Annotated in this window: 22 protein-coding genes and 1 pseudogene; 13 read left to right on the plus strand and 10 right to left on the minus strand. The window is 71.1% G+C overall.

Annotated features, from left to right (window positions below; genetic code table 11):
- Positions 1-158: 158 nt before the first annotated feature.
- The 5 genes from CP978_RS24285 to CP978_RS36135 form a co-directional block, all read right to left on the minus strand.
- Positions 159-566: a VOC family protein gene (locus tag CP978_RS24285; RefSeq protein ID WP_043444260.1), complete on the minus strand. Its 408-nt coding sequence runs from the start codon at positions 564-566 to the stop codon at positions 159-161.
- Positions 567-713: 147 nt separating this feature from the next.
- The gene (locus CP978_RS24290) at positions 714-1,943 is read right to left on the minus strand and encodes a hypothetical protein (protein WP_043444262.1); all 1,230 of its coding nucleotides are present in this window, start codon (positions 1,941-1,943) and stop codon (positions 714-716) included.
- Positions 1,925-2,662, minus strand: a complete 738-nt coding sequence (locus tag CP978_RS24295; protein ID WP_043444264.1) for an ABC transporter ATP-binding protein — start codon at positions 2,660-2,662, stop codon at positions 1,925-1,927. The genes CP978_RS24290 and CP978_RS24295 overlap by 19 nt, the downstream gene beginning before the upstream one ends.
- A gap of 219 nt (positions 2,663-2,881) precedes the next feature.
- Entirely contained in the window at positions 2,882-4,246 is a 1,365-nt protein-coding gene (locus CP978_RS24300; protein WP_043444266.1) for an aspartate aminotransferase family protein, read from the minus strand.
- Between the two features lie 2 nt (positions 4,247-4,248).
- Entirely contained in the window at positions 4,249-4,764 is a 516-nt protein-coding gene (locus CP978_RS36135; RefSeq protein WP_043444268.1) for an Lrp/AsnC family transcriptional regulator, read from the minus strand.
- 165 nt (positions 4,765-4,929) lie between these two features.
- On the opposite strand from CP978_RS36135, the gene CP978_RS24310 reads away from it, so the two are divergent.
- The 3 genes from CP978_RS24310 to CP978_RS24320 all read left to right on the plus strand — a co-directional run bounded on the left by CP978_RS24310 (position 4,930) and on the right by CP978_RS24320 (position 8,201).
- Positions 4,930-6,369, plus strand: a complete 1,440-nt coding sequence (locus CP978_RS24310) for a gamma-aminobutyraldehyde dehydrogenase (RefSeq protein WP_043444270.1) — start codon at positions 4,930-4,932, stop codon at positions 6,367-6,369.
- Between the two features lie 202 nt (positions 6,370-6,571).
- Positions 6,572-7,741, plus strand: coding sequence for a polyamine ABC transporter substrate-binding protein (locus CP978_RS24315; RefSeq protein ID WP_043444272.1), 1,170 nt, complete (start codon positions 6,572-6,574; stop codon positions 7,739-7,741).
- Between the two features lie 115 nt (positions 7,742-7,856).
- A complete protein-coding gene (locus CP978_RS24320) occupies positions 7,857-8,201 on the plus strand; it encodes a cupin domain-containing protein (RefSeq protein ID WP_043444274.1) in 345 nt (114 codons plus the stop codon).
- Between the two features lie 60 nt (positions 8,202-8,261).
- On the opposite strand, the gene CP978_RS24325 is transcribed toward CP978_RS24320, so the two are convergent.
- The gene (locus CP978_RS24325; RefSeq protein ID WP_043444276.1) at positions 8,262-8,921 is read right to left on the minus strand and encodes a zinc ribbon domain-containing protein; all 660 of its coding nucleotides are present in this window, start codon (positions 8,919-8,921) and stop codon (positions 8,262-8,264) included.
- A gap of 317 nt (positions 8,922-9,238) precedes the next feature.
- On the opposite strand from CP978_RS24325, the gene CP978_RS24330 reads away from it, so the two are divergent.
- The 4 genes from CP978_RS24330 to CP978_RS24345 all read left to right on the plus strand — a co-directional run bounded on the left by CP978_RS24330 (position 9,239) and on the right by CP978_RS24345 (position 12,467).
- A complete protein-coding gene (locus CP978_RS24330) occupies positions 9,239-9,604 on the plus strand; it encodes a hypothetical protein (RefSeq protein ID WP_043444278.1) in 366 nt (121 codons plus the stop codon).
- Positions 9,605-9,964: 360 nt separating this feature from the next.
- Positions 9,965-10,372, plus strand: a complete 408-nt coding sequence (locus CP978_RS24335; RefSeq protein WP_043449387.1) for a phage holin family protein — start codon at positions 9,965-9,967, stop codon at positions 10,370-10,372.
- Positions 10,369-11,208 (plus strand): DUF3618 domain-containing protein, encoded by an 840-nt coding sequence (locus CP978_RS36425; protein ID WP_079162288.1) that lies wholly within the window; start codon positions 10,369-10,371, stop codon positions 11,206-11,208. Before CP978_RS24335 ends, CP978_RS36425 begins: the two co-directional genes overlap by 4 nt.
- 239 nt (positions 11,209-11,447) lie before the next feature.
- On the plus strand, positions 11,448-12,467 hold the full coding sequence (locus CP978_RS24345) for an alcohol dehydrogenase (protein WP_043444280.1): 1,020 nt from the start codon (positions 11,448-11,450) through the stop codon (positions 12,465-12,467).
- Positions 12,468-12,543: 76 nt separating this feature from the next.
- Here CP978_RS24345 and CP978_RS24350 read toward each other — a convergent pair whose 3' ends face one another.
- The 3 genes and pseudogenes from CP978_RS24350 to CP978_RS24360 all read right to left on the minus strand — a co-directional run bounded on the left by CP978_RS24350 (position 12,544) and on the right by CP978_RS24360 (position 15,689).
- Positions 12,544-13,704: a serine hydrolase domain-containing protein gene (locus CP978_RS24350; protein WP_043449391.1), complete on the minus strand. Its 1,161-nt coding sequence runs from the start codon at positions 13,702-13,704 to the stop codon at positions 12,544-12,546.
- A 149-nt stretch (positions 13,705-13,853) separates the two neighbouring features.
- Positions 13,854-14,546, minus strand: a complete 693-nt coding sequence (locus CP978_RS24355; RefSeq protein WP_043449393.1) for a glycerophosphodiester phosphodiesterase — start codon at positions 14,544-14,546, stop codon at positions 13,854-13,856.
- Positions 14,547-14,575: 29 nt separating this feature from the next.
- Positions 14,576-15,689: pseudogene (locus CP978_RS24360) on the minus strand (adenosine deaminase).
- A gap of 99 nt (positions 15,690-15,788) precedes the next feature.
- On the opposite strand from CP978_RS24360, the gene CP978_RS35295 reads away from it, so the two are divergent.
- On the plus strand, positions 15,789-16,778 hold the full coding sequence (locus CP978_RS35295; RefSeq protein ID WP_207312882.1) for a DUF4190 domain-containing protein: 990 nt from the start codon (positions 15,789-15,791) through the stop codon (positions 16,776-16,778).
- A 13-nt stretch (positions 16,779-16,791) separates the two neighbouring features.
- Here the strand turns inward: CP978_RS35295 and ybiA are convergent, their stop codons facing one another.
- Positions 16,792-17,379, minus strand: coding sequence for a riboflavin biosynthesis intermediates N-glycosidase (gene ybiA, locus CP978_RS24370; protein WP_043444285.1), 588 nt, complete (start codon positions 17,377-17,379; stop codon positions 16,792-16,794).
- Positions 17,380-17,558: 179 nt separating this feature from the next.
- Here ybiA and CP978_RS24375 point away from each other — a divergent pair, with 179 nt between their 5' ends.
- From CP978_RS24375 to CP978_RS24395, 5 genes are read left to right on the plus strand one after another with little or no spacing between them, the layout of a single operon-like run.
- Positions 17,559-19,112 carry a gamma-aminobutyraldehyde dehydrogenase gene (locus tag CP978_RS24375; protein ID WP_043444287.1) on the plus strand — a complete coding sequence of 518 codons (1,554 nt, stop codon included), beginning with the start codon at positions 17,559-17,561 and terminating at the stop codon, positions 19,110-19,112.
- Positions 19,113-19,164: 52 nt separating this feature from the next.
- Positions 19,165-20,412, plus strand: a complete 1,248-nt coding sequence (locus tag CP978_RS24380) for a polyamine ABC transporter substrate-binding protein (protein WP_043444290.1) — start codon at positions 19,165-19,167, stop codon at positions 20,410-20,412.
- A 5-nt stretch (positions 20,413-20,417) separates the two neighbouring features.
- Positions 20,418-21,575 carry an ABC transporter ATP-binding protein gene (locus CP978_RS24385; RefSeq protein WP_174498669.1) on the plus strand — a complete coding sequence of 386 codons (1,158 nt, stop codon included), beginning with the start codon at positions 20,418-20,420 and terminating at the stop codon, positions 21,573-21,575.
- On the plus strand, positions 21,575-22,504 hold the full coding sequence (locus CP978_RS24390) for an ABC transporter permease (RefSeq protein WP_043444293.1): 930 nt from the start codon (positions 21,575-21,577) through the stop codon (positions 22,502-22,504). The genes CP978_RS24385 and CP978_RS24390 overlap by 1 nt, the downstream gene beginning before the upstream one ends.
- Entirely contained in the window at positions 22,505-23,305 is an 801-nt protein-coding gene (locus CP978_RS24395; protein WP_043444296.1) for an ABC transporter permease, read from the plus strand.
- The last annotated feature ends 16 nt before the right edge of the window (positions 23,306-23,321 follow it).

Raw genomic sequence — 23,321 nt, forward strand, 5'->3', positions numbered from 1 at the left:
GGCGACAGAGTGCTGTCAACGTCGATGTCCGGCATGACGGGCGTCTTTACCTGCTCATTAACCATCCCCAGGTTTGAACGCCGTCCGGAGGGCCTCGACTCCCCGCCTGCACACTCCGTCAACTCCCCGCGTGCGCAACGCCGTCGGGCGGAGCGGGATCAGCCCTGCACCGCCGCCGGGTCCATCCACATCACTTCCCAGGTGTGCCCGTCCAGATCGTCGAAGCTACGGCCGTACATGTGGCCGTAGTCGGTGGGCTGCCGGTCGGAGGTGCCGCCCGCCGCGAGCGCGCGGTCCACCAACTCGTCGACCTTCTCCCGGCTTTCGGCGCTCAGACAGAGCAGCACCTCGCTGGTCCGGGTGGCGTCCGCGATCTGCTTCGCGGTGAAGTCGGCGTAGCGCTTGTGGCCGAGCAGCATCGCGATGACGGTGTCGCTGATGACGACACAGGCGCAGTCGTCCGTCGTGAACTGCGGGTTGATCGTGTAGCCCAGCTCCGTGAAGAACCTCTTGGACGCGTCGACATCGGCGACGGGCAGGTTCACGAAGATCATCTGCTGGTACATGTGCGGTCTCTCCGGTCTCTTCCGATGGTGTGCGCTCGCTCGGTGCGCGGTCGCTGTGAGGGGTGGACCGCCGGCCGCCGCGGAACTCATCGGTGGGACGCGAAGGAATGTCCCGTACATCCCCTCCGCCGTCGGCTGTCCGGGGGCTCAGCCTCCCAGAGGCATCGCCGCCAGCTCCGCGACGGCCCAGGTGACCGGCACGAACACCACCAGCAGCACCCCTGTCCGCAGCAGCGCCGCGGTCCGCAGCACCGAGGCCGGCGCGCCCATCCGGACCAGCGCGGCGGTCGTGTCGGCGCGCGCCTGCCGCGCCTCCACCGCGGCCGTCGCCAGCGTGGCGAGGGCGCAGCCGCCCATGAGTACCCCGCCCAGCAGGGTCAGGGGCCCGAAGGCGGGCCGGGCTCCGGTGTACAGCGCCGCCATCGCGTACGCCCCCGAGGCCACCGCGCAGACCACTCCGAGCGGCCTTCCGATCCGCCGCGCCTCCTGCTGGAGCCCCCGCCCGGCGAGCAGCCGCAGGGCACCGGGACGCACCGCCTGCAGCAGCCAGCCGCACAGGTGCACGAGCGCGGGCCCGGCCAGGGCGAGTCCCAGCGCGGTCAGCGCCCAGCCCGCCAGCATCTCGGCGGGCCCGGTCGCAAGACCGCCGGGCAGCTGGAGCCCCGGCGGCCGGCTGGAGCGGCTCGCCCGGGTCTCCACGGCAAGGCCCACGGCGAGCGCGGCCACGCCCCAGGGGAGGCTGCCCGGGGCGGTCCCCGGCGCGGAGACCGGGTCCGCGTCCCTCGAGGTCCGGGCATCACGCGGGGCGCCACCGGTCTCGGCGGCGGACGCGCGTCGTCCGGACCGCCGGCCACGCGGCGGCCGTTCGCTCCGGGGCCGCAGGGCGAGCGCGCTCGCCAGGCAGGCCGTGAGCGGCACCACGGCGAGCAGGGTGAGGACCGCCGGCACCGGCAGGGGCTGGTCGGCGGCGAGGAAGCCCGCTGCCGTCCCGTCGAACGGCAGCCCCGTCAGATCGCCCCGCAGATGCAGGAAGACCAGCAGCGCCACCAGCGAACCGAGCACGGTCGACAGCGCCGTGGTCAGCGTGGAGAGGGCCATCAGCCGGGCCGGGCCGAGCCCGATCGCGGCGAGGCCTGAGCGCGGGCGGGTGCCCGGGTCGGTGCGGGCGACGGCGAGCGAGAGATAGGTCGTGGCGGCCAGCGGCGGGAGGCACCAGGCCAGGCGGAGCGCGGAGCCGGATGCCGCGGTCGGGTGTCCCAGGGCGTGGCCCAGGATGCAGAGCAGCAGGAAGCCCGTGCCCGCCGAGGCCGCCGCGACCAGGAGCCGGCGGAGCTGGACCAGGAGGTGGGCCCCGCGGGCTAGACGGAGAGCGAGCACCGGGCGAGGCCTTCCGCTTCCATCACCGGGGGCAGCTGAACGGTCTGCACATGCCGCCCGTCCAGCAGGGACACCGTGCGGTCGGCGATGAACGCGGCGTCCGTGGGGTGTGCCGCCAGGACGACGGTGATGCCGTGCGAGCGGGCCGCCGCGGCCAGCGTGCGCAGCAGCTGGACGCCGTCGGCCTGGTGCAGCGAGGCGGTCGGCTCGTCCGCGAAGAGCACGGTGGGGCAGGCGGCGAGCGCCCGTGCCACGGCGATCCGCTGTTGTACCGCCCGGGTCAGCCGGTCGGGGCGCTTGCGGGCGCAGCCGCCGATGTCGAGGCGTTCCAGCCACTCCAGGGCGGCGGTCCTGGCCCGGCGGCGGCCGGTGCCGCGCAGCAGCAGCGGCAGGGCGGTGTTCTCCCAGGCGTTCAGCTCGGGCAGGAGCAGGGGGGCCGGGTCGATCCAGCCGAACCGGTCGCGGCGCAGCCGCTCCCGGGTGAGCCGGCCCATGGTGTGCACCGGTGTGCTGTTGAACCAGACCTCGCCCCGCTGGGCGGGCAGCAGCCCGGCCAGGCACTGGAGGAGGGTCGTCTTGCCGCTGCCGCGCGGGCCGGTGACGGCGAGGATCTCGCCCTCGCGGACGCCCAGAGAGACACCGCAGAGCGCGGGCGAGCCATTGTGCTGGTAGTGCAGGGCGCGTGCCCAGAGCACGTCGTTGTCCGGCGGGGCCACCATGGCGTACACCTCGGTTCGGATCCGTGGTCCCGTGCCGATTCCCGTCCGGGGAAACCCGTTCGGGGGAACGAGGGCAGGGGAGATCGGTCACCTCGCACGCTAGGCAGCCGGTGCTCCGAGCCCGGGAAGGCGACGGCCCCGGGCCGCCGTTTCTCACTTGAACGGGCGACACGGGGCCGTTGTTGATCATCCAGAAGGATGATCGGGGCCTCGGAGGGCTCAGAGCTTGGTCCACGCCTCCGTGAGCGTGGCACGCAGGATCTGCTCGATCTCGTCGAAGGTCCGCTGGTCGGAGATCAGCGGCGGGGCGAGCTGGATGACCGGGTCACCGCGGTCGTCGGCACGGCAGTACAGGCCGTTGTCGAACAGGGCCTTGGAGAGGAAGCCGTACAGGACGCGCTCGGTCTCCTCGTCGTTGAAGGACTCCTTGGTCGCCTTGTCCTTGACCAGCTCGATGCCGTAGAAGTAGCCGTTGCCGCGGACGTCGCCGACGATCGGCAGGTCGTGCAGCTTCTGCAGCGTCGACAGGAACGCGCCCTCGTTGTCCAGCACATGCTGGTTGAGGTTCTCGCGCTCGAACAGGTCGAGGTTGGCGAGGCCCACGGCCGCGGAGACCGGGTGGCCGCCGAAGGTGTAGCCGTGCAGGAAGGTGTTGTCGCCCTTGTAGAACGGCTCGGCCAGCCGGTCGGAGACGATGCAGGCGCCGATCGGGGAGTAGCCCGAGGTCATGCCCTTGGCGCAGGTGATCATGTCCGGGACGTAGCCGAACTTGTCGCAGGCGAAGGTGGTGCCGAGCCGGCCGAAGGCACAGATGACCTCGTCCGACACCAGCAGCACGTCGTACTGGTCGCAGATCTCACGCACCCGCTGGAAGTAGCCGGGCGGGGGCGGGAAGCAGCCGCCGGCGTTCTGCACCGGCTCCAGGAAGACCGCGGCCACCGTGTCCGGGCCCTCGAAGAGGATCTGCTGCTCGATCTGGTCGGCGGCCCAGCGGCCGAAGGCCTCCGGGTCGTCGCCGAAGAGCGGCGCGCGGTAGATGTTGGTGTTGGGCACCTTGTGCGCACCCGGGACCAGCGGCTCGAAGGGGGCCTTCAGGCCCGGCAGGCCGGTGATGGACAGCGCGCCCTGCGGGGTGCCGTGGTAGGCGACCGCACGCGATATGACCTTGTACTTGGTGGGCTTGCCGACCAGCTTGAAGTACTGCTTGGCGAGCTTCCAGGCGGTCTCGACCGCCTCGCCGCCGCCGGTGGTGAAGAAGACCTTGTTGAGGTCGCCGGGGGCCTCGTGGGCGAGTCGCTCCGCGAGCTCGACGGCCTTCGGGTGGGCGTAGGACCACACCGGGAAGAACGCCAGCTCCTGCGCCTGCTTGAGCGCCGTCTCCGCCAGCTCGGTGCGGCCGTGGCCCGCCTGGACCACGAAGAGGCCAGCGAGACCGTCGAGGTAGCGCTTGCCCTTGTCGTCGTAGATGTAGGTGCCCTCACCCCGGACGATGGTGGGGACGGGAGCGTTCTCGTACGAGGACATGCGGGTGAAGTGCATCCACAGGTGGTCGTACGCGGTCTTGCTGAGGTCCTTGGTACTCACGGCTATCGGGTTCCCCACATATAGGTCTGCTTCTTGAGCTTGAGGTAGACGAAGCTCTCGGTGGAGCGCACTCCGGGGATGGACCGGATGCGTTTGCTGATGACGTTCAGCAGGTGGTCGTCGTCCTCACAGACGATCTCCACCATGAGGTCGAACGAGCCTGCGGTCATCACCACGTACTCGCACTCGGACATGGCCGCCAGCGCGTCGGCGACGGACTCCGTGTCGCCCTCGACGTTGATCCCGACCATCGCCTGCCGGCGGAATCCCACGGTGAGCGGGTCCGTGACGGCGACGATCTGCATCACGCCCTGGTCGAGCAGCTTCTGGACGCGCTGGCGCACGGCCGCCTCGGAGAGGCCGACGGCCTTGCCGATCGCGGCGTACGGCCGGCGGCCGTCCTCCTGGAGCTGTTCGACGATGGCGAGGGAGACGGCGTCCAGGGTGGGACCGCCGTTCCTGGACTCCCGGGAGTCCCTCTGGTCTGCGCTTCGACTGGCCACAACCTCACTCTGCACGACGTCTCGATGGTTTTGCAAGGCTGAAGCGATGAAATTCGTTGTTTGAGCAAGTCATGTCTTCGGATTTCGCAGATCTGATGCGATCGGGGCTGTTGAAAACGTCGGGCCACCCACTAGGGTGGGTTGCTCAGCTATGGCACACCCGAACTTGGAGGGCCGGCAGTGAGCACCGAGCTGCGTCGTCTGCGCAACTACATCGACGGCGAATTCCGTGACGCGGCCGACGGGCGGACCACCGAGGTGGTCAATCCCGCGACCGGCGAGGCGTACGCCACCGCGCCGCTGTCCGGGCAGTCGGACGTGGACGCCGCGATGGCGGCGGCCGCGGCGGCGTTCCCCGCGTGGCGCGACACCACACCCGCAGAGCGGCAGCGGGCCCTTCTCAAGATCGCTGACGCGTTCGAGGAGCGCGCCGAGGACCTGATCGCGGCCGAGGTCGAGAACACCGGCAAGCCGACCGGGCTGACCCGGTCGGAGGAGATCCCGCCGATGGTCGACCAGATCCGCTTCTTCGCGGGCGCGGCGCGCATGCTGGAGGGCCGCTCGGCCGGCGAGTACATGGAGGGGATGACCTCGATCATCCGCCGTGAGCCGGTCGGCGTCTGCGCGCAGGTCGCGCCGTGGAACTACCCGATGATGATGGCCGTCTGGAAGTTCGCCCCGGCGATCGCCGCGGGCAACACGGTCGTTCTCAAGCCGTCGGACACCACCCCGGCGTCCACGGTCCTGATGGCCGAGATCCTCGGCTCCATCCTGCCCAAGGGCGTCTTCAACGTCGTCACCGGCGACCGCGAGACGGGCCGGATGATGGTGGAGCACCCGACCCCGGCGATGGCCTCCATCACCGGATCGGTGCGGGCCGGTATGCAGGTCGCCGCGTCCGCGGCCAAGGACGTCAAGCGCGTCCACCTGGAGCTGGGCGGCAAGGCGCCGGTCGTCGTGTTCGAGGACACCGACATCGCCAAGGCCGTCGAGGACATCTCGGTGGCGGGCTTCTTCAACGCGGGCCAGGACTGCACCGCCGCCACCCGGGTTCTCGTCCAGCATTCCATCCACGACGAGTTCGTGGCCGCGCTGGCCAAGGCCGCCGCGGAGACCAAGACCGGTCAGCCGGACGACGAGGACGTGCTCTACGGGCCCCTCAACAACTCCAACCAGCTGGCGCAGGTCTCCGGCTTCATCGAGCGCCTGCCGGCGCACGCCAAGGTCGAGGCCGGCGGCCACCGGGTCGGCGACAAGGGCTACTTCTACGCCCCGACCGTCGTCTCGGGCCTCAACCAGGACGACGAGATCATCCAGAAGGAGGTCTTCGGCCCGGTCATCACCGTCCAGTCCTTCACGGACGAGGAGCAGGCCGTCGAGTGGGCGAACGGCGTGGAGTACGCCCTCGCCTCCTCGGTGTGGACGAAGGACCACTCCCGGGCGATGCGCCTGTCCAAGGCCCTCGACTTCGGCTGTGTGTGGATCAACACCCACATCCCGCTGGTCGCCGAGATGCCGCACGGCGGCTTCAAGAAGTCCGGTTACGGCAAGGACCTGTCGGCCTACGGCTTCGACGACTACACGCGCATCAAGCACGTGATGACGTCGCTGGACGCGTAGGCACGGACGCCGAACGGCGCGGCCCCGGGCGGGAGATGCTCCCGCCCGGGGCCGCGCCGTGTCGTGGTCGCCGTACCGTCGCGACGCCGTGCCGGGCGACGGTCGACAAGGTGTCGGCTTCTGACGGGGCCGCTCGACGCGGCGTCGATTGTCCCCCGGAGGGCCGCGGCGGCATGCTTCCGGGGTGCATCGGACACCTGACATGCTCGCGCCTTCCCGACGGTCCCTGCTTGCCCTCGGCGGGAGCGCGCTGCTCGGCGCGCTCGCCGGCTGTGGCGTGCCCGCCGCCTATGTGGCACCCGGCGACCGTGCCGATATCGATCGGTCCGCCCGGGACAAGAAGCTGACCTGGGCGAACTGGCCCCTCTATATCGACACGGACGACAAGAACCCGAACCGGCGGCCGACCCTCGAGGCCTTCGAGCAGCAGACCGGGATCGCGGTCGACTATGTCGAGGAGATCAACGACAACGACGAGTTCTTCGGCAAGATCAGCCCGTCCCTGCTCAACCACCAGCAGACCGGCCGCGATCTGATCGTGATCAGCGACTGGATGTGCGCGCGGTTCGTACGCCTGGGCTGGGTGCAGGAGATGGACCGGGCCGCACAGCCCCGGGTGGCGCGCCAGCTCGACCCGCTGCTGCGCTCGCCCGCCTTCGACCCGGGACGGAAGTTCTCGGTGCCCTACCAGTCCGGCATCACCGGTATCGCCTACGACCGCCGCAGGCTCGGCCGGGAGATCCGTCAGGTCTCCGATCTGTGGGCGAGCGACCTCAAGGGCCGGGTCAGCCTGCTGTCCGGCCTGGACGAGGCGTTCGCCCTGCTGATGCAGGCCGACGGAGTGGACATCACCCGGTGGAAGGCGGACGACTTCCACCGGATCTGCGAGCAGGTGGAGCGCCGTGTGCACAGCGGTCAGATACGCCGGTTCACCGGCAACGACTACACCAAGGACCTGGTCAGCGGCGATGTGCTGGCCTGCCAGGCGTACTCGGGCGATGTGATCCAGCTCCAGGCCGACAACCCGGACATCCGCTTCGTGGTCCCGGAGGAGGGCGCGGAGCTCTGGGCGGACTCGCTGATGATTCCCGACCAGGCCCGCCACAAGGCGAATGCGGAGCGGCTGGTCGACTACTACTACGAGCCCGAGGTCGCCGCGGAGCTGGCCGCCTGGGTGAACTATGTCTGTCCCGTCCCGGCCGCCCAGGACGTCCTGGCCTCGTCCAAGGACGAGGACACCGCCGCCCTGGCCGAGAACCCGCTGATCTTCCCGGACGCGACGATGCGCAGGCGTCTGGCGATCGCCCGGGACATCACCGCCGACGAGCGGATGGAGTTCGCCAAACGGTGGAACGGGATCGTCGGTCTGTGACGAGCGCGCCGACCGCCTCCGCCACCCCGCGTTCCGACGAAGTGTCCGCCGGGCGGGGCCTGTGGCCGACACAGTGTCGCAGGCCCGGGGAGCCGGGTCTGGTTAGGGTCGCGCCATGACCCACAGCTTCGTAGTCAGCATTCCCGGGGCCGAGCTCGAACCCGAGCCGCTCGACCCCGCGCAGATCGTCTCCGGCGCTCCGGAGGTGACCGGCAAGGTGATCTGGGAGTCCGAGGACGGACGGCAGGTGCGGGGCATCTGGCAGATCACACCCGGGGTGGTGACCGACACCGAGGCGGACGAACTGTTCGTGGTGCTCACGGGTTCCGCGACGATCGAGGTCGAGGGCGGCCCGACCCTGGAGGTGCGGCCGGGTGACATGGCGGTGTTGCGCGAGGGCGACCGCACGACGTGGACGGTGCACGAGACGCTCCGCAAGGCGTACGCGATCAACCTCTGAGCGCCGTCCCGCGGGGGACGGGGCCCTCGCCGGAGTGTGTCCCGGTGAGGGCCCCGGCGGTCAGCGCCGTGCGCCGCAGCTCGGGCAGAAGGCCGCGCCGTCCGGGAGTTCCTGATGGCAGGCGGAACAGTTCTCCAGCTGGGCGAGCCGGTGTCCGCAGGCCGGGCAGAAGGCCGCGCCGCGGGTCTCCGCGCGGCAGTGGGGACACACCAACTGGCGCGGGGTGGTCGCGTCGTAGCTGTCGCCCCGCTGCTGCCCCGCGTCGTACGCGCGCTGTGTCACGCGGTCGTTCAGGCCCCGCTGCTGGGCCGCCTGTGCCTCCGCCGCGGTGTCCGGGGAACAGGTGAGGCACAGCCCCTGTCCCGGGTTCCAGCAGCGGGTGCAGACATAGGACGTGCAGCGGGGGCAACGCTGGAAGTGTCCCTGCGCGGTGGCGATGGCGCGGGTGAACGCCGCGTCCCGCTGGCTGCCGAAACTGGCCCCGGCCAGGCCCTCCGCCGCGTCGGACACACTGCGGCCGGCGCCTCCCACGACCTGCCAGGCGGCGTTCACCCCGCGCGACAGCCAGCCGGCCATCTGTCCCGCTCTGAAGGGCTCGAAGGGTGAGCGCCAGGTGTCGGAGCAGCGTGAGCAGGAGAATTCGAACTGGAAGCCCGCTCCGGTGCCGTTCTGGTTGCTCAGATCGCGGTAGTTGTTGCTGAAGTAGATCTCTTCACTCATGAAGTGCCCCCCAGGGGTGTACCTGTCATATCGCTCTGCCCGGGGGACACCCGCTCCCGTCCAGCAGGTTCCCGGGCGGGACGGGCCGACGGTCCGTGGCCGCAAGCCGCGTGCGCGAAGTGTATAGACCGGCCGTCAGCAGCGGGACCGGGGCGGCCCGGAACATTCCCGGCGGGGAACACCTTTGCGGGCGGCGCGCGTTCGCCGTATGCGCTCCGGTCCGGACCGGCGTCTATCCTGAGCCGGGGACTTCGGTGTATGTGCCCGGTGCCGACGCGGGAGCGTGCCCCGTGCGGCCCGACAGGGGGAGGTTGTCGATGAGCTGGTTCTGGGTTGTGCTTCTCGTCTTCTGGACCGGCGGCTTCGCCTGGCTCGCCGACACCGTCCGCACCGCCCTGCGCAACCGGCACGAGCGGAAGCTGGAGCTGCTGGAGGCCACCAAGCAGGAGCGCCTCGCCGTCGAGGCCGCGCAGCAGCCGCCGGAACCGGTCTGCGGCTGCGCCCACCACCTGGCCAAGCACGACAAGCAGGGCCGCTGCCATGAGCGCGTGGAGGTCCCGACGGCCTGGGACGAGAACAAGAAGCCGCTGCGCTACGAGGCCGCACAGTGCAACTGCCAGCAGTATGTGGGACCCCAGCCGCTGTCCCAGGTTTATGCGGAGGACCTCACGGACCGCATCTGAGCGGCGGGGCCTTGCCGGGGTGAGCCTGGCGCGCGGGCGTCGATCGTAAAGCTCTGCTTAGTTCTCCTGAGGGATATCGGTAAACGCTGCTTCGGTATTTCGGTCCCCCGCGGTGGAGTGGGGATAACGCGGTGAGCCGGGGGTACTCGGGCGCTCCGGACCGAGAGGAGGCGGAGCACCGTGACCGGGACGATCGAAGCGAGGCCCGAGAGCGGCCGGCGCACCCCGGTGCGCGACCGCCCGGCGGGCGTACGTCCGGCGGAAGACCGGACGACGGACGAGCGCTCCCTGACGGATCGCGCGCTGCGCGACCGCTCGACGGGTGAGCGTCCGACGGGTGAGCGCTCGGCGGGCGAGGTCATGCCCGACGGGCATCCGATGGGCGAACGTTCGGTGAGACAGCTCGTGCACGACGGCACCGAGCAGCTCTCCCAGCTCGTCCGCCAGGAGATGACCCTCGCCAAGCTGGAACTGACCGACAAGGGACGCCGTATGGGCCGCGGCGGCGGGATGCTGGGCGCATCCGGCGCGCTCGCCTATATCGGGTTCTTCGCGTTCGCCGCGGCGGCGGCCGCCGCCCTGGTGCTGCTGCTGCCCGTGTGGGCCGCGGCGCTCACGGTGGCGTTCGGGCTGCTCCTGATAGCGGGCCTGCTGGGCATCATCGGCCGCGCTCAACTGCGCCGGGCCGTGCCGCCCGGGCCCAAGGAGGCACTGGGCAGCGTCAGAGCGGACGTCGAGGAGATCAAGGAAAGGGCACACCACCGATGAGCGACAGGATGCGAGGGGCGCGCGGACCCGGACCGGCCCTGGGCGCCAAGGGCCCCGATGAGCTGCGCCACCAGATCGAACAGACCAGGAGCCGGCTCGGTGACACCGTCGAGGAGCTGGCCTCCAAGGCGGATGTGAAGGGCCGGGCCAAGGCCCGTGCGGCCGGTCTGAAGGACAGGGCGGGCGCGATGACGGGCCAGCTGCGCAGCAGCGCCGCACAGGCCGGGCACCGGGCCCAGGAGAAGGCGTCGCGGGCCTCGCACACGATGCAGGAGCGGCGGGCCGCCCACGCCAGGCACGCCGGTCACAAGCACCCGGGCCGGGCGGGCCGCGGCGCTCCCGGCGGTGCCGGGTTCGAGGAAGGGACGGAGCCCGGGACCCGGGAAGAGGCCATGGCCGGAACCACCGGGACCGCCGGGACGAGGGCCCCCGGAGGAACGGAGACACGGGAGGCTCCGGCGGGCGCGGAAGTCCAGGAGGAGCGGGTCGGCGAGGCCGGAGGGACCGGTCCGGCCGGCGCGCGCGGCCTGGCCGACCGGCTGCGCAACCCGCGGGTGCTGCTCGCCGGTGGCGGGACGGCCGCGGCGCTGGCCACGGCGGGGGTGCTGATCCAGCGGGGCCGGGCCCGGCGCCGTCAGGTCCCGAGCGGACCGCTCCAGAACATCCGGTCCTGGGGCAGCCAGGCCCGGGACAAGGCGCCCTGGAGCGGCCGGAACGGGGGCACGTGGTCCTGGGGCGAGCAGCTCCGGCGCAACCAGGCACGGCGTGGCCGGATGTCCTGGGGCGGACGGGGGACGCGTGGGAAGCGTGCGCAGTCGATGGGGTGCGGACGCTGAGCTGACGAAGGCCGACCTCGCGGGGCCGGCCTTCGCCCGCCCGGGCACCTGCCCGGTCGGGCCCCGTCGGTCCGCTTTTCGCCCCGCCGGGCGCCCAGGTCCCCGCCGGGCGGCCGGGCCCTCGTCGGTGCCGCGTTCCGGCTGTGCGACGGCCGTGGCACGGCGCGGCACACCGCCCGTCCGACGCGAGAAGGACATGCCTGCGAGGAGACCGGTGGTGACGGAGAGGAGACAAGGCCATGTCTGTCATGCGAGTGGCCCAGGTGGCGGAGCCCGGAGGATCCTTCGAGATCGTCGAGCGGGAGCTGCCCGAGCCGGGACCGGGCCATGTGCGGATCGCGGTGGAGGCCTCGGGTGTCTGCCACACCGACGCGGTGTTCGTCCGGCCTCCCTCTCCCGGCATCACGTTCCCCCTGGTGACCGGGCACGAGGTGGCCGGCCGCATCGATGCGCCGGGCGAGGGGGTGGACGGCTGGAGGACCGGCGACCGGGTCGAGGTGGGGTGGTTCGGGGGACACTGCGGCCGCTGCCGTCCGTGCCGCCGGGGCGACTTCATCAGCTGCCGCTTTCTCAAGGTCCCGGGGCGGGATTACGACGGCGGATACGCCACTCATATGGTCGCGCCGGTCCAGGCCCTGGCCCGCATCCCCGAGGGGCTCGACCCGGTCGATGCCGCTCCGCTCGGCTGTGCGGGGGTCACCTCCTTCATGGGCCTGCGCAACAGCGGGGCCCGTGCCGGTGACCTCGTGGCGGTCCTCGGCGTCGGGGGCCTCGGCCATCTCGGCGTCCAGTACGCGGCGAAGATGGGGTTCGAGACCGTGGCGATCGCCCGCGGCCGGGACAAGGAGGAACTGGCCCGGCGGCTGGGCGCCGAGCACTACATCGACAGCACGGCCTCCGACCCCGCCCGGGCGCTCGAGGAGCTGGGCGGGGCACAGGTCGTCCTGGGGACCGCGGCCAGCTCCGAGGCGATGGCGGCGACGGTCGACGGACTCGCCCCGCGCGGGAAGCTGGTGGTGATCGGGGTGACCGCGCAGTCCCTCGGGGTGACACCCGCACAGCTCATCGGCGACAGCCTGTCCCTTCAGGGGCATCCGTCGGGAACGGCGCTCGAGGTCGAGGACACCATGGCCTTCAGTGTGCGCACCGGCGTCCGCCCGATGGTGGAGACGGTTCCGCTGGACGAGGTCGGCGAGGCCTTCGCACGCATGCTCTCCGGGGCGGCGCGCTTCCGGATGGTGCTGACCGTCGGCGCCTGACACCCCCACCACCGGTGCGGGCCGGCCGAAGTCAGCGGCCCGCACCGGGGATCCACGGCCCCTCGGCGCGAGGGCGTCAGCGGTTGAACGCCGGGAAGCCGAACCGCTGGGCGATGGGCAGGCCGTCGCCCTTGGCGTCGGTGGCGTTGACGGCGTACACCAGGGTCCTGGACAGGTCCCGGGTGGCGGCGATCACCGCGGCACAGCCGGGGCGCGAGCCCGTCTTGCCCCAGATGACCCTGCCGTTCAGCTCGATCCGCTCGAGCCCCGCGGCGTAGGTCGCGTCCGGCACGCCCGCCGGGAGCGTGAACATCTCCTCGAGCTGCGGCTCGGACACCACACGGCCGCGGAACAGCGCGACCAGCAGTCGTTCGAGGTCGGCGGTGGTCGAGATCATGTCCCCGGCCGCGAACCGGTCGGACATGTTCCAGTCGGTGACATCCACCAGTGCGCCGTCGAGCCAGTCGTATCCGCGGTTGTGCGGGCCGTGGATCAGCGGGTCGGGACCGTTCGGGAACGAGCTGTCCCGCATGCCGAGCGGCCGGAAGACGCGTACGGCCGCCTGATGCGCGTAGGAGTCGCCGGTGACCTTCTCGATCAGCAGGCCGAGCACCGTGTAGTGGATGTTGTCGTAGTCCTGCTGTGTGCCGGGGTCGGATCCGGGACCCTTGGCGACGGCGCCCCGCACGACCTGGCGCGGTGTCAGCGTCTCGAAGCGGTGCGGGTATCCGTCCTCGACGGTGTCACCGAGGGACGGGCCGGACTGCAGTCCGCTGGTGTAGTTCAGCAACTGCCGTACGGTGATGGGCTTGAAGCGCTCGGTGAGCAGTCCCGGCAGATAGTGCTGCACGGTGCCGTCCAGGCTGATCCGCCCCTCGGCGACGAGTTGCAGCACGATCGCGGCGGTCACCACCTTGGTCACCGAACCGGCTCGGAACCGGGCGTTCTCCAGCGCCGGCGCCCCGGTGCGGATGTCCCGTACCCCCGCCACCCCGTGCCAGGTGCCCTTGCCGCCCACACGGATCAGCGCGGCGGTGGCGTCCTGGTCGGGCAGCCCGGCGAGCGCAGCGCACAGGGCCTCGGAGTCGGGTCCCTCCGCCGTGGCGGGCGGGCTCACCCGGGCCGTGCAGGACGAGGGCGGCGCGGAGCGGGCGAGGGCGGTTCCCGAGAGGGGAAGGGCGGTCAGACCCAGCGCCAGCACGGTGGCGAGGGCGACGGCGGACGGGCGAAGCTGCATCGGTTGCTCCCAGGTCGTCGGGATGTCGGTGACCATCCTTCGGACTGACTGGGCGTCAGGGATCCTCAGCAGGGAGGGCGCCGTCCCCGGTCCGGGACCGAGGGGCGTCCCTAGGGGCCCGGCCGCCGGGCCCCGTGGGCTCTTCCGCGTCAGCGCCCCCGGGGCGGGCGCAGGGCGCGCAGGGCGTCGATGCGGTTGGTGGTGATGGAGTCCACGCCGAGGTCGAGGAGGCGTCGCATCGAGCGCCGGGTGTCGGGGGTCCAGACGGACAGCAGATGGCCGCCCCGATGCACCCGTTCCGCGAGCGCGCGGTCGACCAGGCCGAAGCGGTAGTTGAGCCAGCGAGGGCGCACCGCGTCCAGCACGGCGGGCCGCGGCGGGGCGAGGGTCGTCCAGGTCAGGGCGATCTCCGCGGAGGGCGCGGCGGCGCGGACCGCCAGCATGGTCCGTGCCCCCGCGCAGTAGTACACGCGTTCCTCGGCGCCGCACTGCCGGACGACGTCCACGATCCGGCGCACGGCGCGGGCCGAGGGCTCGCCCGGCAGGTCGACCATGACCCTGCCGGACCCGGTCGCCGCCAGCGCCTCCGCCAGGGTCGGCACCCCGCCCCCCGTCAGCTCCCGGACCGTGTCCGCGGAGAGCGCCCCGAGCGGCCGGTCCTGCTCCCAGAGCCGGGTGAGCGTCGCGTCGTGCAGCAGCACGGGGACGCCGTCCCGGGTGAGCCGCACATCGATCTCGACCGCGTCCGCGCCCCGTTCCAGCGCGGACCGCAGCGAGCCGAGGGTGTTCTCGCGATGACGGTAGGGATCGCCGCGGTGGGCGACGGCGGTCACGGTGCGCATGGGCCCGTGGTGGCGGTGGTCCACGGCGGTCAGGAGGCCGGCCATGCGGCGGTGTAGGCGTCGATCTCGGCGGCCAGCTTCGCCTTGTCCGGCTCGTCGAGGAAGGACGCCTGGACCGCGTTCTTGGCGAGGTCGGCCAGCCCCTGCTCGTCGAGGTCCAGCAGCCGTGCGGCGACCGCGTACTCGTTGTTGAGGTCGGTGCCGAACATCGGCGGGTCGTCCGAGTTCACGGTGACCAGGACGCCGGCCCGGACGAACTCCCTGATGGGGTGCTCGTCGAGGGTGCGGACCGCGCGGGTGGCGATGTTGGAGGTCGGGCAGACCTCCAGCGGGATGCGGTGCTCGGCGAGATGGGCGAGCAGCTTCGGGTCCCGGGCGGCGCTGGTGCCGTGCCCGATGCGTTCGGCACCCAGCTCGTTCAGGGCGTCCCAGACGGTCTCGGGGCCCGTCGTCTCGCCCGCGTGCGGCACCGACCTGAGGCCTGCCGCGACGGCCCGGTCGAAGTAGGGCTTGAACTGCGGCCGGGGGACGCCGATCTCCGGTCCGCCGAGCCCGAAGGAGACCAGCCCCTCGGGGCGCAGCCGGTCGTCGGTGGCGAGCCGGGTGGTCTCCTCCGCGGATTCCAGGCCCGCCTCCCCGGGGATGTCGAAGCACCAGCGCAGTACCGTGCCGAACTCGGCCTCCGCGGCCTTGCGGGCGTCCTCGATCGCGTCCATGAACCCCCGCTCGTCGATGCCGCGGCGGGTGGACGAGAAGGGGGTGACGGTCAGCTCGGCGTAACGGACCTGCTGCCGGGCCAGGTCGCGGGCCACCTCGTAGGTCAGCAGGCGTACGTCCTCGGGGGTCCGGACGAGGTCGACGACGGACAGATAGACGTCGATGAAGTGCGCGAAGTCCGTGAAGGTGAAGTAGTCCGCCAGGGCCTCGGGGTCGGTGGGCACCTTGGAGTCGGGGTGCCGTGCCGCGAGTTCCGCGACGATACGGGGGGAGGCGGAGCCGACGTGGTGGACGTGCAGTTCGGCCTTGGGCAGTCCGGCGATGAAGGCGTGCGGATCCCGCGGGGCGGGGACGGCGCGGTGGTCGGTCAAGGGTTCCTCCCCGGAAGGGCGTCCCGGCGAGGGCGTCGGACGGGACGCGGGTGATCGGCTGATCGGTGGTTCAGGGGCCATGGTAGGGCGCGGCTCAGGGTGGTCAGGGGCGGGCCGTAGCATGACGGCACGCACGACGGAGGGGGCTCCAACGATGGCCGACGAGGCGCAGACGCCGGAAACGCCGGGGAACGGGGCTTCGGACCCATGGGCTCGGACGGGTGGGGGCGCCGCCGGGGAACCGGGGCAGCAGCCCTCGGAAGCCGCCGCACACGGGCCGATACCGCCGCTGGGCGTCCCGCTCGGCCGCTACCCCGAGGTCACGCTCGACAAGCCCGGCGCCGCTCCCCGCCCGGCGGCGGACCCCTGGGCGCCGCCCGCCGACCGGACGGCCGACGAGGCCCCCCGGGCTTCCGGGGTCCCGGACGCGGGCGGTGCGTCCCCGCGCCATGAGCCGACGGTCGTGGTCCCGACGGAGGCGGGTGCGGGTGCGGGTCAGGATGCCTGGGGCGGCTCCTCGGGGGTTCCGGGCGCAGGCGGCGCCTCCCCGCACGATCAGCCGACGGTCGTCGTCCCGTCCGGGGCCGACGAGGGAGCCGCTCCCGGCCAGGACGTCTGGAGCAGCCCCTCCGCCCCTGCCGGCGCCGGGCCGGGCCCGTCCCCGGTCCCCGGTGCCTTCGGCCCGCCGCCCCCGGTCGGACCCGGTGGTCCCTTCGCCGCCGAGGGCGCCCCGCCGCCGCCCTACAACCCCTTCGCACCGCCCGCCGGGCAGGACGGCGTCCCCGTCGTCCCCCACTACGCCTGGCCGGGGGCACCGGTCGCGCCGAGCGACGGCATGGGCACCGCCTCGCTGGTGCTGGGGATCATCTCCGTCGTCGGGTTCTGCCTGTGCGGGGGCTCCATCGTTCCCGGTGTGCTTGCCGTGATCTTCGGCATCCTGGGCCTGCGCAAGGCGCGCCGCGGCGAGGCCACGAACGGGGGCGTGGCCCTGGCGGGCATCATCTGCGGAGCGGTCGGTATGGTCCTCGCCGTCGTGGTGGTCGTCGCCATGATCTTCCTCCCGGACGACAGCGAGGAGGATTCCGGGACCACAGAGGACAGCTACTCGACGTCCCTGGTGGTACCCGGCCTCCCCCGGCCGTGAGACCGGGGCCCGGTCAGCAGGCGCGCAGCCGCTCCCGGGCCTCCATCAGCGCGAACCCCAGCAGGTTCGGACCCCGCCAGCGCTCCGGGTCCGCCGCCCGCTCGTCGTCGGCCGCGAGCCCGATGCCCCACACCCGGTCCACCGGGCTCGCCTCGACCAGCACCCGGTCCCCCGTGCCCAGCAGAAACGCCCGGGGCGCGGCGTGCGCGGCGAACTTGTGGACGGAGCCCTCGACCACGATCGCGAACCGCTCGCGCTCCCAGGCGGCCTCGTCGAAACCGCGCACCAGCCGTCCCGCCTTCTTGGCGAGCGCCGGGTGCGCGGCCCGCAGGACCTCGTCCTGAGCCTCGGTGTCGCCGAAGAGCCGCGCCTTCGACGCCATCATCCAGTGCTCCGCCGTCGCGTACTCCACCCCGTCCACCGTGAACGGGGCCGGCCACCACTGGCTCAGGCAGTCCGCTCCGACCCGCCCGTCCCGGCGCGGCCGATGGCCCCAGAAGTGCAGGTACTTGATCCTCGCGCCCGCCCGGACCTCGCTGAGCAGGGCTTCCCTGCCGTCGATCTTCCCCATGCAGGTGAGTCTGGCAGGCGCCACGGACATTCCGTCCGCCCTTGAGCGACAAGAGTCGACACCTGGTCGACAGATTCCGTCGCGTAACCAAAAGGCAACAACGGAATCACTTGTTGGAGTGCACTTGCTCTGTCAGGATCGGCACTCAATTCGAGCCGAAGCTACGCCAGCCCCCGTCTTCCACACGGCCGGCGGCGGAGGAGAGCCACATGCACAAGCCGGGCAACGCGGACGAGACCGACGTCCGTTCCCGTACGCGGGACGAGGTGCGGAAACGCTTCGCGGACGGTGCGCAGTACATCGCGGGACGGTTGACCCGGGGTACCTCGGGCCACACCCACACGGTGGTGGACCCCTCGACGGGAGCCGAGGTGTACACCTACGAGACCGCGGGCGCCGAGGACGTCGACCGCGCCGTGGCGGCGGCCCGTGCCGCCTTTCCCGGCTGGTCCGGCGCCACCCCGGGTGAGCGCTCCGACGCACTGCACCGCTTCGCCTCCGTGCTCGCCGACCGGGCCGAGGAGTTCGCCCGCCTGGAGTCCCTCCAGTGCGGCAAGCCCCTCAAACTCACACGGGAGTTCGACGTCCCGGGCACGATCGACAACACCGCCTTCTTCGCGGGCGCCGCCCGGCACCTCCAGGGACAGTCCGCCGGTGAGTACTCCGGCGACCACACCTCGTACGTCCGCCGTGAGCCCATCGGGGTCGTCGGCTCGATCGCCCCCTGGAACTACCCCCTCCAGATGGCCGCCTGGAAGATCCTCCCGGCCGTCGCCGCGGGCAACACCATCGTCCTCAAGCCCGCCGAGCTCACCCCGCTGACCTCGCTGCTCTTCGCGGAGGCCGCCACCGAGGCCGGGATCCCGGACGGGGTCGTCAACATCGTCAACGGCACCGGCAAGGAGGCCGGGGAGCACCTCGTCGGCCACCCCGACGTCGCCATGACCTCGTTCACCGGCTCCACCGCCGTCGGCAGGCGGGTGGCCGAGATCGCCACCGCCGGCGTCAAGCGGCTCCATCTGGAACTCGGCGGCAAGGCCCCCTTCGTGGTCTTCGACGACGCCGATCTGGAGGCCGCCGTCCAGGGCGCGGTCGCGGGCGCGCTCATCAACACCGGACAGGACTGCACGGCCGCCACACGCGCCTATGTGCAGCGTCCGCTGTACGAGGAGTTCGTCCTCAGGACCGCCGCCCTGATGGAGTCCGTCCGGCTCGGCGACCCCTTCGCCCCCGGCACCGACCTCGGACCGCTGATCTCGCATGTCCAGCGCGACCGGGTGGCCGCCTTCGTCGACCGGGCGCGGGCCTCCGCGCGGGTGGTGACCGGGGGCGAGGCACCCGGGGGAGATCTCGCCGAGGGCGCGTACTATCGGCCCACGCTCGTCGCCGACGCCGACCAGGACAGCGAGATCGTCCAGTCCGAGATCTTCGGCCCGGTGCTGGTCGTCCTGCCCTTCGACGATGACGACGAGGGTATCCGGCTGGCCAACGACACCCCCTACGGCCTCGCTGCCTCCGCCTGGAGCCGCGATGTGTACCGGGCGAACCGCGCCACCCGCGAGATCAAGGCGGGCTGTGTGTGGGTCAACGACCACATTCCGATCATCAGCGAGATGCCGCACGGCGGCCTGAAGGCATCTGGGTTCGGCAAGGACATGTCCTTGCACTCGTTCGAGGAGTACACCCAGATCAAGCACGTCATGTTCGACAACACTGCGGTGGCCGAGAAGGACTGGCACCGCACGATCTTCGGGGACCGATAGCAGAACAGGCCGCAGCACCGCGGCCGCACACTCCCGAAAGGGCACCACGCGCATGGAGCAGTACGAGCCCGACCGCCTCTTCCCGGCCCGCGCGGCCGCAGCACGGCGTGGCCTCGGAGGCGCCCGGGCCTCCCTCAGCCGCCGTTCGCTGCTGCGCGCCTCCGCGGGCGGCGCACTCGCCGTCGGCGGCCTCGGGGCGCTGAGCGCCTGCGGGATCCCCGCGGCCGGCCAGACCCAGGGCGGCACCTCCGTGGAGGACCGCTCGGCCAAGGAGAAGGTCGTCAACTTCGCCAACTGGCCCGTCTACATCGACGTCGACGACAACGGCAAGCACCACCCCACGCTGGACACCTTCACCCGGCAGACCGGCATCAAGGTCAAGTACACCGAGGACATCAACGACAACAACGAGTTCTTCGGCAAGATCAAGCCGCAGCTCGCCGCCGGCCAGGACACCGGCCGGGACCTGATCGTCCTCACCGACTGGCTGGCCGCCCGGATGATCCGGCTGGGCTGGGTCCAGAAGCTGGACCAGTCGAACCTGCCGCACGCCTTCGCCAACCTGTCCGAGCAGTACCGCAGCCCGGACTGGGACCCGGGGCGCGCCTACTCCTACCCCTGGCAGGGTGTGTCGACCGTCGTCGCCTACAACAAGAAGGCGCTGGACGGCATCGAGGTGAGGTCGGTCTCCGATCTGCTGGACAACCCCAAGCTCAAGGGCCGGGTCTCCTTCCTGTCCGAGATGCGCGACACCATGGGCATGACGCTCCTGGACATGGGCAAGGACCCCGCCAAGTTCACCGACGACGACTTCGACGCGGCGATCGCCCGTCTGCAGAAGGCCGTCGACAGCGGGCAGATACGCCGCTTCACCGGCAACGACTACACCTCCGACCTGACCAAGGGCGACATCGCCGCCTGTGTCGCCTGGGGCGGGGACATCGTCCAGCTCCAGGAGGACAGCGCCGATGTCGACTACGTCATCCCGGACGCCGGCTGGCTCACCTCGACCGACAATCTGATGATCCCTAACAAGGCGCGTCACAAGACCAACGCCGAGCGGCTGATGGACTTCTACTACCAGCCGAGACAGGCCGCTCTGCTCTCCGCCTATGTCGCCTTCATGAGTCCCGTCGACGGGGCCAAGGAGGAACTCGCCAAGATCGACAAGGCGGCGGCGGAGAACCCGCTGATCATCCCCACCAAGGACATGGTGGCCAGGGCCCACTCCTTCCGCGCCCTGAGCGACAAGGAAGAGGCGGCCTACGAAGAGAAGTTCGCGAAGCTCACAGGGGCGTGAAGACGATGACGACGACCAACGACAACAGCGGCGACGTCCGCCTCCTCGGGATCGGCAAGACCTACGGTTCCTTCACCGCCGTACACCCGCTGGACCTCACCGTGCCGCAGGGCTCCTTCTTCGCCCTGCTCGGCGCGTCCGGCTGCGGCAAGACCACCACCCTGCGCATGATCGCGGGCCTGGAGGAACCTTCCTCCGGCGCCGTGTACCTGGGCGAGCAGGACGTGACCCAGCTGCCGCCCTACAAACGACCGGTGAACACGGTCTTCCAGTCCTACGCCCTCTTCCCGCACCTCGACATCTTCGAGAACGTCGCCTTCGGGCTGCGCCGCCGGGGCATCAAGTCGGTGAAGAAGCAGGTCGAGGACATGCTGGAGCTGGTGCAGCTCGGCGAGCAGGCGCGCAAGAAGCCGCACCAGCTCTCCGGCGGCCAGCAGCAGCGCGTCGCCGTGGCCCGCGCGCTGATCAACCACCCCAAGGTCCTGCTGCTCGACGAGCCGCTCGGCGCCCTCGACCTCAAGCTGCGCCGCCAGATGCAGCTGGAGCTCAAGCGCATCCAGACCGAGGTGGGCATCACCTTCATCCATGTCACGCACGACCAGGAGGAGGCCATGACCATGGCCGACACGGTCGCCGTGATGAACGGGGGCCGCGTCGAGCAGCTCGGCAGTCCCGCCGACCTCTACGAGAACCCGAAGACCACCTTCGTGGCCAACTTCCTCGGCACCTCCAACCTGATCGAGGCCGAGGTCGACTCGAGGAGCGGCGGCTCGATCGTGCTCAAGGCCGGCGGCGGCAGTCTCTCCCTGCCCGAGGCGCGATGTTCGGCTCCCGCCACGGCCGGCGGCAAGGTGCTCGTCGGGGTCCGCCCGGAGAAGATCTCCCTCACCCACGCCGACGACGCGGGCGAGATACCCGAGGGCCGCAACCGCATCACCGGCACGGTCGCCGACTCCAGCTTCATCGGCGTCTCCACCCAGTATGTGATCGACAGCCCGGTCTGCCCCGGCTTCGAGGTCTACTGCCAGAACATCGACCGCGACGACCGGCTGGTGCCCGGCGCCGAGGTCGTCCTGCACTGGAACCCCGCCCACACCTTCGGCCTGGACGCGGCCCAGGACATCGACGCCGGTGTCGAGTCCGAAGAGGGGGTGGCCGCCTGATGGCCGCCGTCACCGAGGCGCCGCCGGCGCCGGCGCCCGCCGTCCCCGAGGGGAGACCGCCGCGCAGGCGCGGCCGCATGACGCCCTACTGGCTGCTGCTCCCCGGCATCCTGTGGCTGGTGGTGTTCTTCGCGCTGCCGATGGTCTACCAGGCGTCCACCTCCGTGCAGACCGGATCCCTGGAGCAGGGCTACAAGGTCACCTGGCACTTCGCCACCTACTGGGACGCGCTGTCCCAGTACTGGCCGCAGTTCCTCCGTTCGGTGCTCTACGCGGCCGCCGCGACGATCCTGTGCCTGCTGCTGGGCTATCCGCTCGCCTATCTCATCGCCTTCCGCGCGGGCCGCTGGCGCAACCTGATCATGATCCTGGTGATCGCGCCGTTCTTCACCAGCTTCCTGATCCGCACCCTGGCCTGGAAGACGATCCTCGCGGACGGCGGCCCGGTCGTCGGCGCCCTTCACACGCTGCACGTCCTGGACGTCACCAACTGGCTGGGCTGGACCGCCGGCGACCGTGTGCTTGCCACCCCGATGGCGGTGGTCTGCGGTCTGACGTACAACTTCCTGCCCTTCATGATCCTGCCGCTGTACACCTCGCTGGAGCGGATCGACGGACGCCTCCACGAGGCGGCGGGCGACCTGTACGCCAGGCCCGTCACCACCTTCCGCAAGGTGACCTTCCCGCTGTCGATGCCGGGCGTGGTCTCCGGCACGCTGCTGACCTTCATCCCCGCCGCCGGCGACTACGTCAACGCCGATCTGCTCGGCTCCACCGACACCCGCATGGTCGGCAACGTCATCCAGACGCAGTTCCTGAGGATCCTCGACTATCCGACGGCCGCGGCGCTGTCCTTCATCCTGATGGCCGCGATCCTCGTCATGGTCACCGTCTACATCCGCAGGTCCGGCACGGAGGATCTGGTTTAAATGGCCTTCGTCAACTGGTTCAAGCGCAATCTCGTCGTCCTCGCCGGACTGCTGACACTCGGCTATCTGCTGCTGCCGAACGTCGTCGTCACGGTGTTCTCCTTCAACAAGCCCAAGGGCCGCTTCAACTACCAGTGGCAGCACTTCTCCCTGGACGCCTGGAAGGACCCGTGCGGAGTCGCCGACATGTGCGGCTCGCTCTCGCTCAGCCTCCAACTCGCCGTCTGGGCCATGCTCGGCGCCACCGCCCTCGGCACGATGATCGCCTTCGCGCTGGTCCGCTACCGCTTCCGGGCGCGGGGCACCGTGAACTCGCTGATCTTCCTGCCGATGGCGATGCCCGAGGTGGTCATGGCGGCCTCGCTGCTCACCCTGTTCCTGAACATGGGCGCCCAGCTCGGCTTCTGGACCATCCTGATCGCCCACATCATGTTCTGCCTCAGCTTCGTCGTGGTCGCGGTCAAGGCCCGCGTCATGTCGATGGACCCGAGGCTGGAGCAGGCCGCGCAGGACCTCTACGCCGGCCCGTTCCAGACCTTCGTCCGGGTCACCCTGCCGATCGCGGCACCGGGAATCGCCGCGGGTGCGCTGCTCGCCTTCGCGCTCTCCTTCGACGATTTCATCATCACCAACTTCAACGCGGGTTCGACCGTCACCTTCCCCATGTTCGTCTGGGGCTCGGCACAACGCGGCACACCCGTCCAGATCAATGTCATCGGCACGGCCATGTTCATCATCGCCGTCCTGCTCGTACTCGGTTCGATGGTCGTCGGCAACCGCCGCAACCGCCAGAGAGCCTGACCTCGTAGGGAGTTGA

The sequence above is a fragment of the Streptomyces nodosus genome, assembly GCF_008704995.1.
In the GTDB taxonomy this organism is placed as follows: domain Bacteria; phylum Actinomycetota; class Actinomycetes; order Streptomycetales; family Streptomycetaceae; genus Streptomyces; species Streptomyces nodosus.

What these genes read in the sequence shown, in the direction of transcription:
- CP978_RS24285 (WP_043444260.1), bottom strand. Translation starts at nt 566, where the DNA reads ATGTACCAGCAGATGATCTTCGTGAACCTGCCCGTCGCCGATGTCGAC.
- CP978_RS24295 (WP_043444264.1), bottom strand. Translation starts at nt 2,662, where the DNA reads ATGGTGGCCCCGCCGGACAACGACGTGCTCTGGGCACGCGCCCTGCAC.
- CP978_RS24315 (WP_043444272.1), top strand. Translation starts at nt 6,572, where the DNA reads ATGCTCGCGCCTTCCCGACGGTCCCTGCTTGCCCTCGGCGGGAGCGCG.
- CP978_RS24320 (WP_043444274.1), top strand. Translation starts at nt 7,857, where the DNA reads ATGACCCACAGCTTCGTAGTCAGCATTCCCGGGGCCGAGCTCGAACCC.
- CP978_RS24325 (WP_043444276.1), bottom strand. Translation starts at nt 8,921, where the DNA reads ATGAGTGAAGAGATCTACTTCAGCAACAACTACCGCGATCTGAGCAAC.
- CP978_RS24330 (WP_043444278.1), top strand. Translation starts at nt 9,239, where the DNA reads ATGAGCTGGTTCTGGGTTGTGCTTCTCGTCTTCTGGACCGGCGGCTTC.
- CP978_RS24335 (WP_043449387.1), top strand. Translation starts at nt 9,965, where the DNA reads ATGCCCGACGGGCATCCGATGGGCGAACGTTCGGTGAGACAGCTCGTG.
- CP978_RS36425 (WP_079162288.1), top strand. Translation starts at nt 10,369, where the DNA reads ATGAGCGACAGGATGCGAGGGGCGCGCGGACCCGGACCGGCCCTGGGC.
- CP978_RS24345 (WP_043444280.1), top strand. Translation starts at nt 11,448, where the DNA reads ATGTCTGTCATGCGAGTGGCCCAGGTGGCGGAGCCCGGAGGATCCTTC.
- CP978_RS24350 (WP_043449391.1), bottom strand. Translation starts at nt 13,704, where the DNA reads ATGCAGCTTCGCCCGTCCGCCGTCGCCCTCGCCACCGTGCTGGCGCTG.
- CP978_RS24355 (WP_043449393.1), bottom strand. Translation starts at nt 14,546, where the DNA reads ATGCGCACCGTGACCGCCGTCGCCCACCGCGGCGATCCCTACCGTCAT.
- CP978_RS35295 (WP_207312882.1), top strand. Translation starts at nt 15,789, where the DNA reads ATGGCCGACGAGGCGCAGACGCCGGAAACGCCGGGGAACGGGGCTTCG.
- ybiA (WP_043444285.1), bottom strand. Translation starts at nt 17,379, where the DNA reads ATGTCCGTGGCGCCTGCCAGACTCACCTGCATGGGGAAGATCGACGGC.
- CP978_RS24375 (WP_043444287.1), top strand. Translation starts at nt 17,559, where the DNA reads ATGCACAAGCCGGGCAACGCGGACGAGACCGACGTCCGTTCCCGTACG.
- CP978_RS24380 (WP_043444290.1), top strand. Translation starts at nt 19,165, where the DNA reads ATGGAGCAGTACGAGCCCGACCGCCTCTTCCCGGCCCGCGCGGCCGCA.
- CP978_RS24385 (WP_174498669.1), top strand. Translation starts at nt 20,418, where the DNA reads ATGACGACGACCAACGACAACAGCGGCGACGTCCGCCTCCTCGGGATC.
- CP978_RS24390 (WP_043444293.1), top strand. Translation starts at nt 21,575, where the DNA reads ATGGCCGCCGTCACCGAGGCGCCGCCGGCGCCGGCGCCCGCCGTCCCC.
- CP978_RS24395 (WP_043444296.1), top strand. Translation starts at nt 22,505, where the DNA reads ATGGCCTTCGTCAACTGGTTCAAGCGCAATCTCGTCGTCCTCGCCGGA.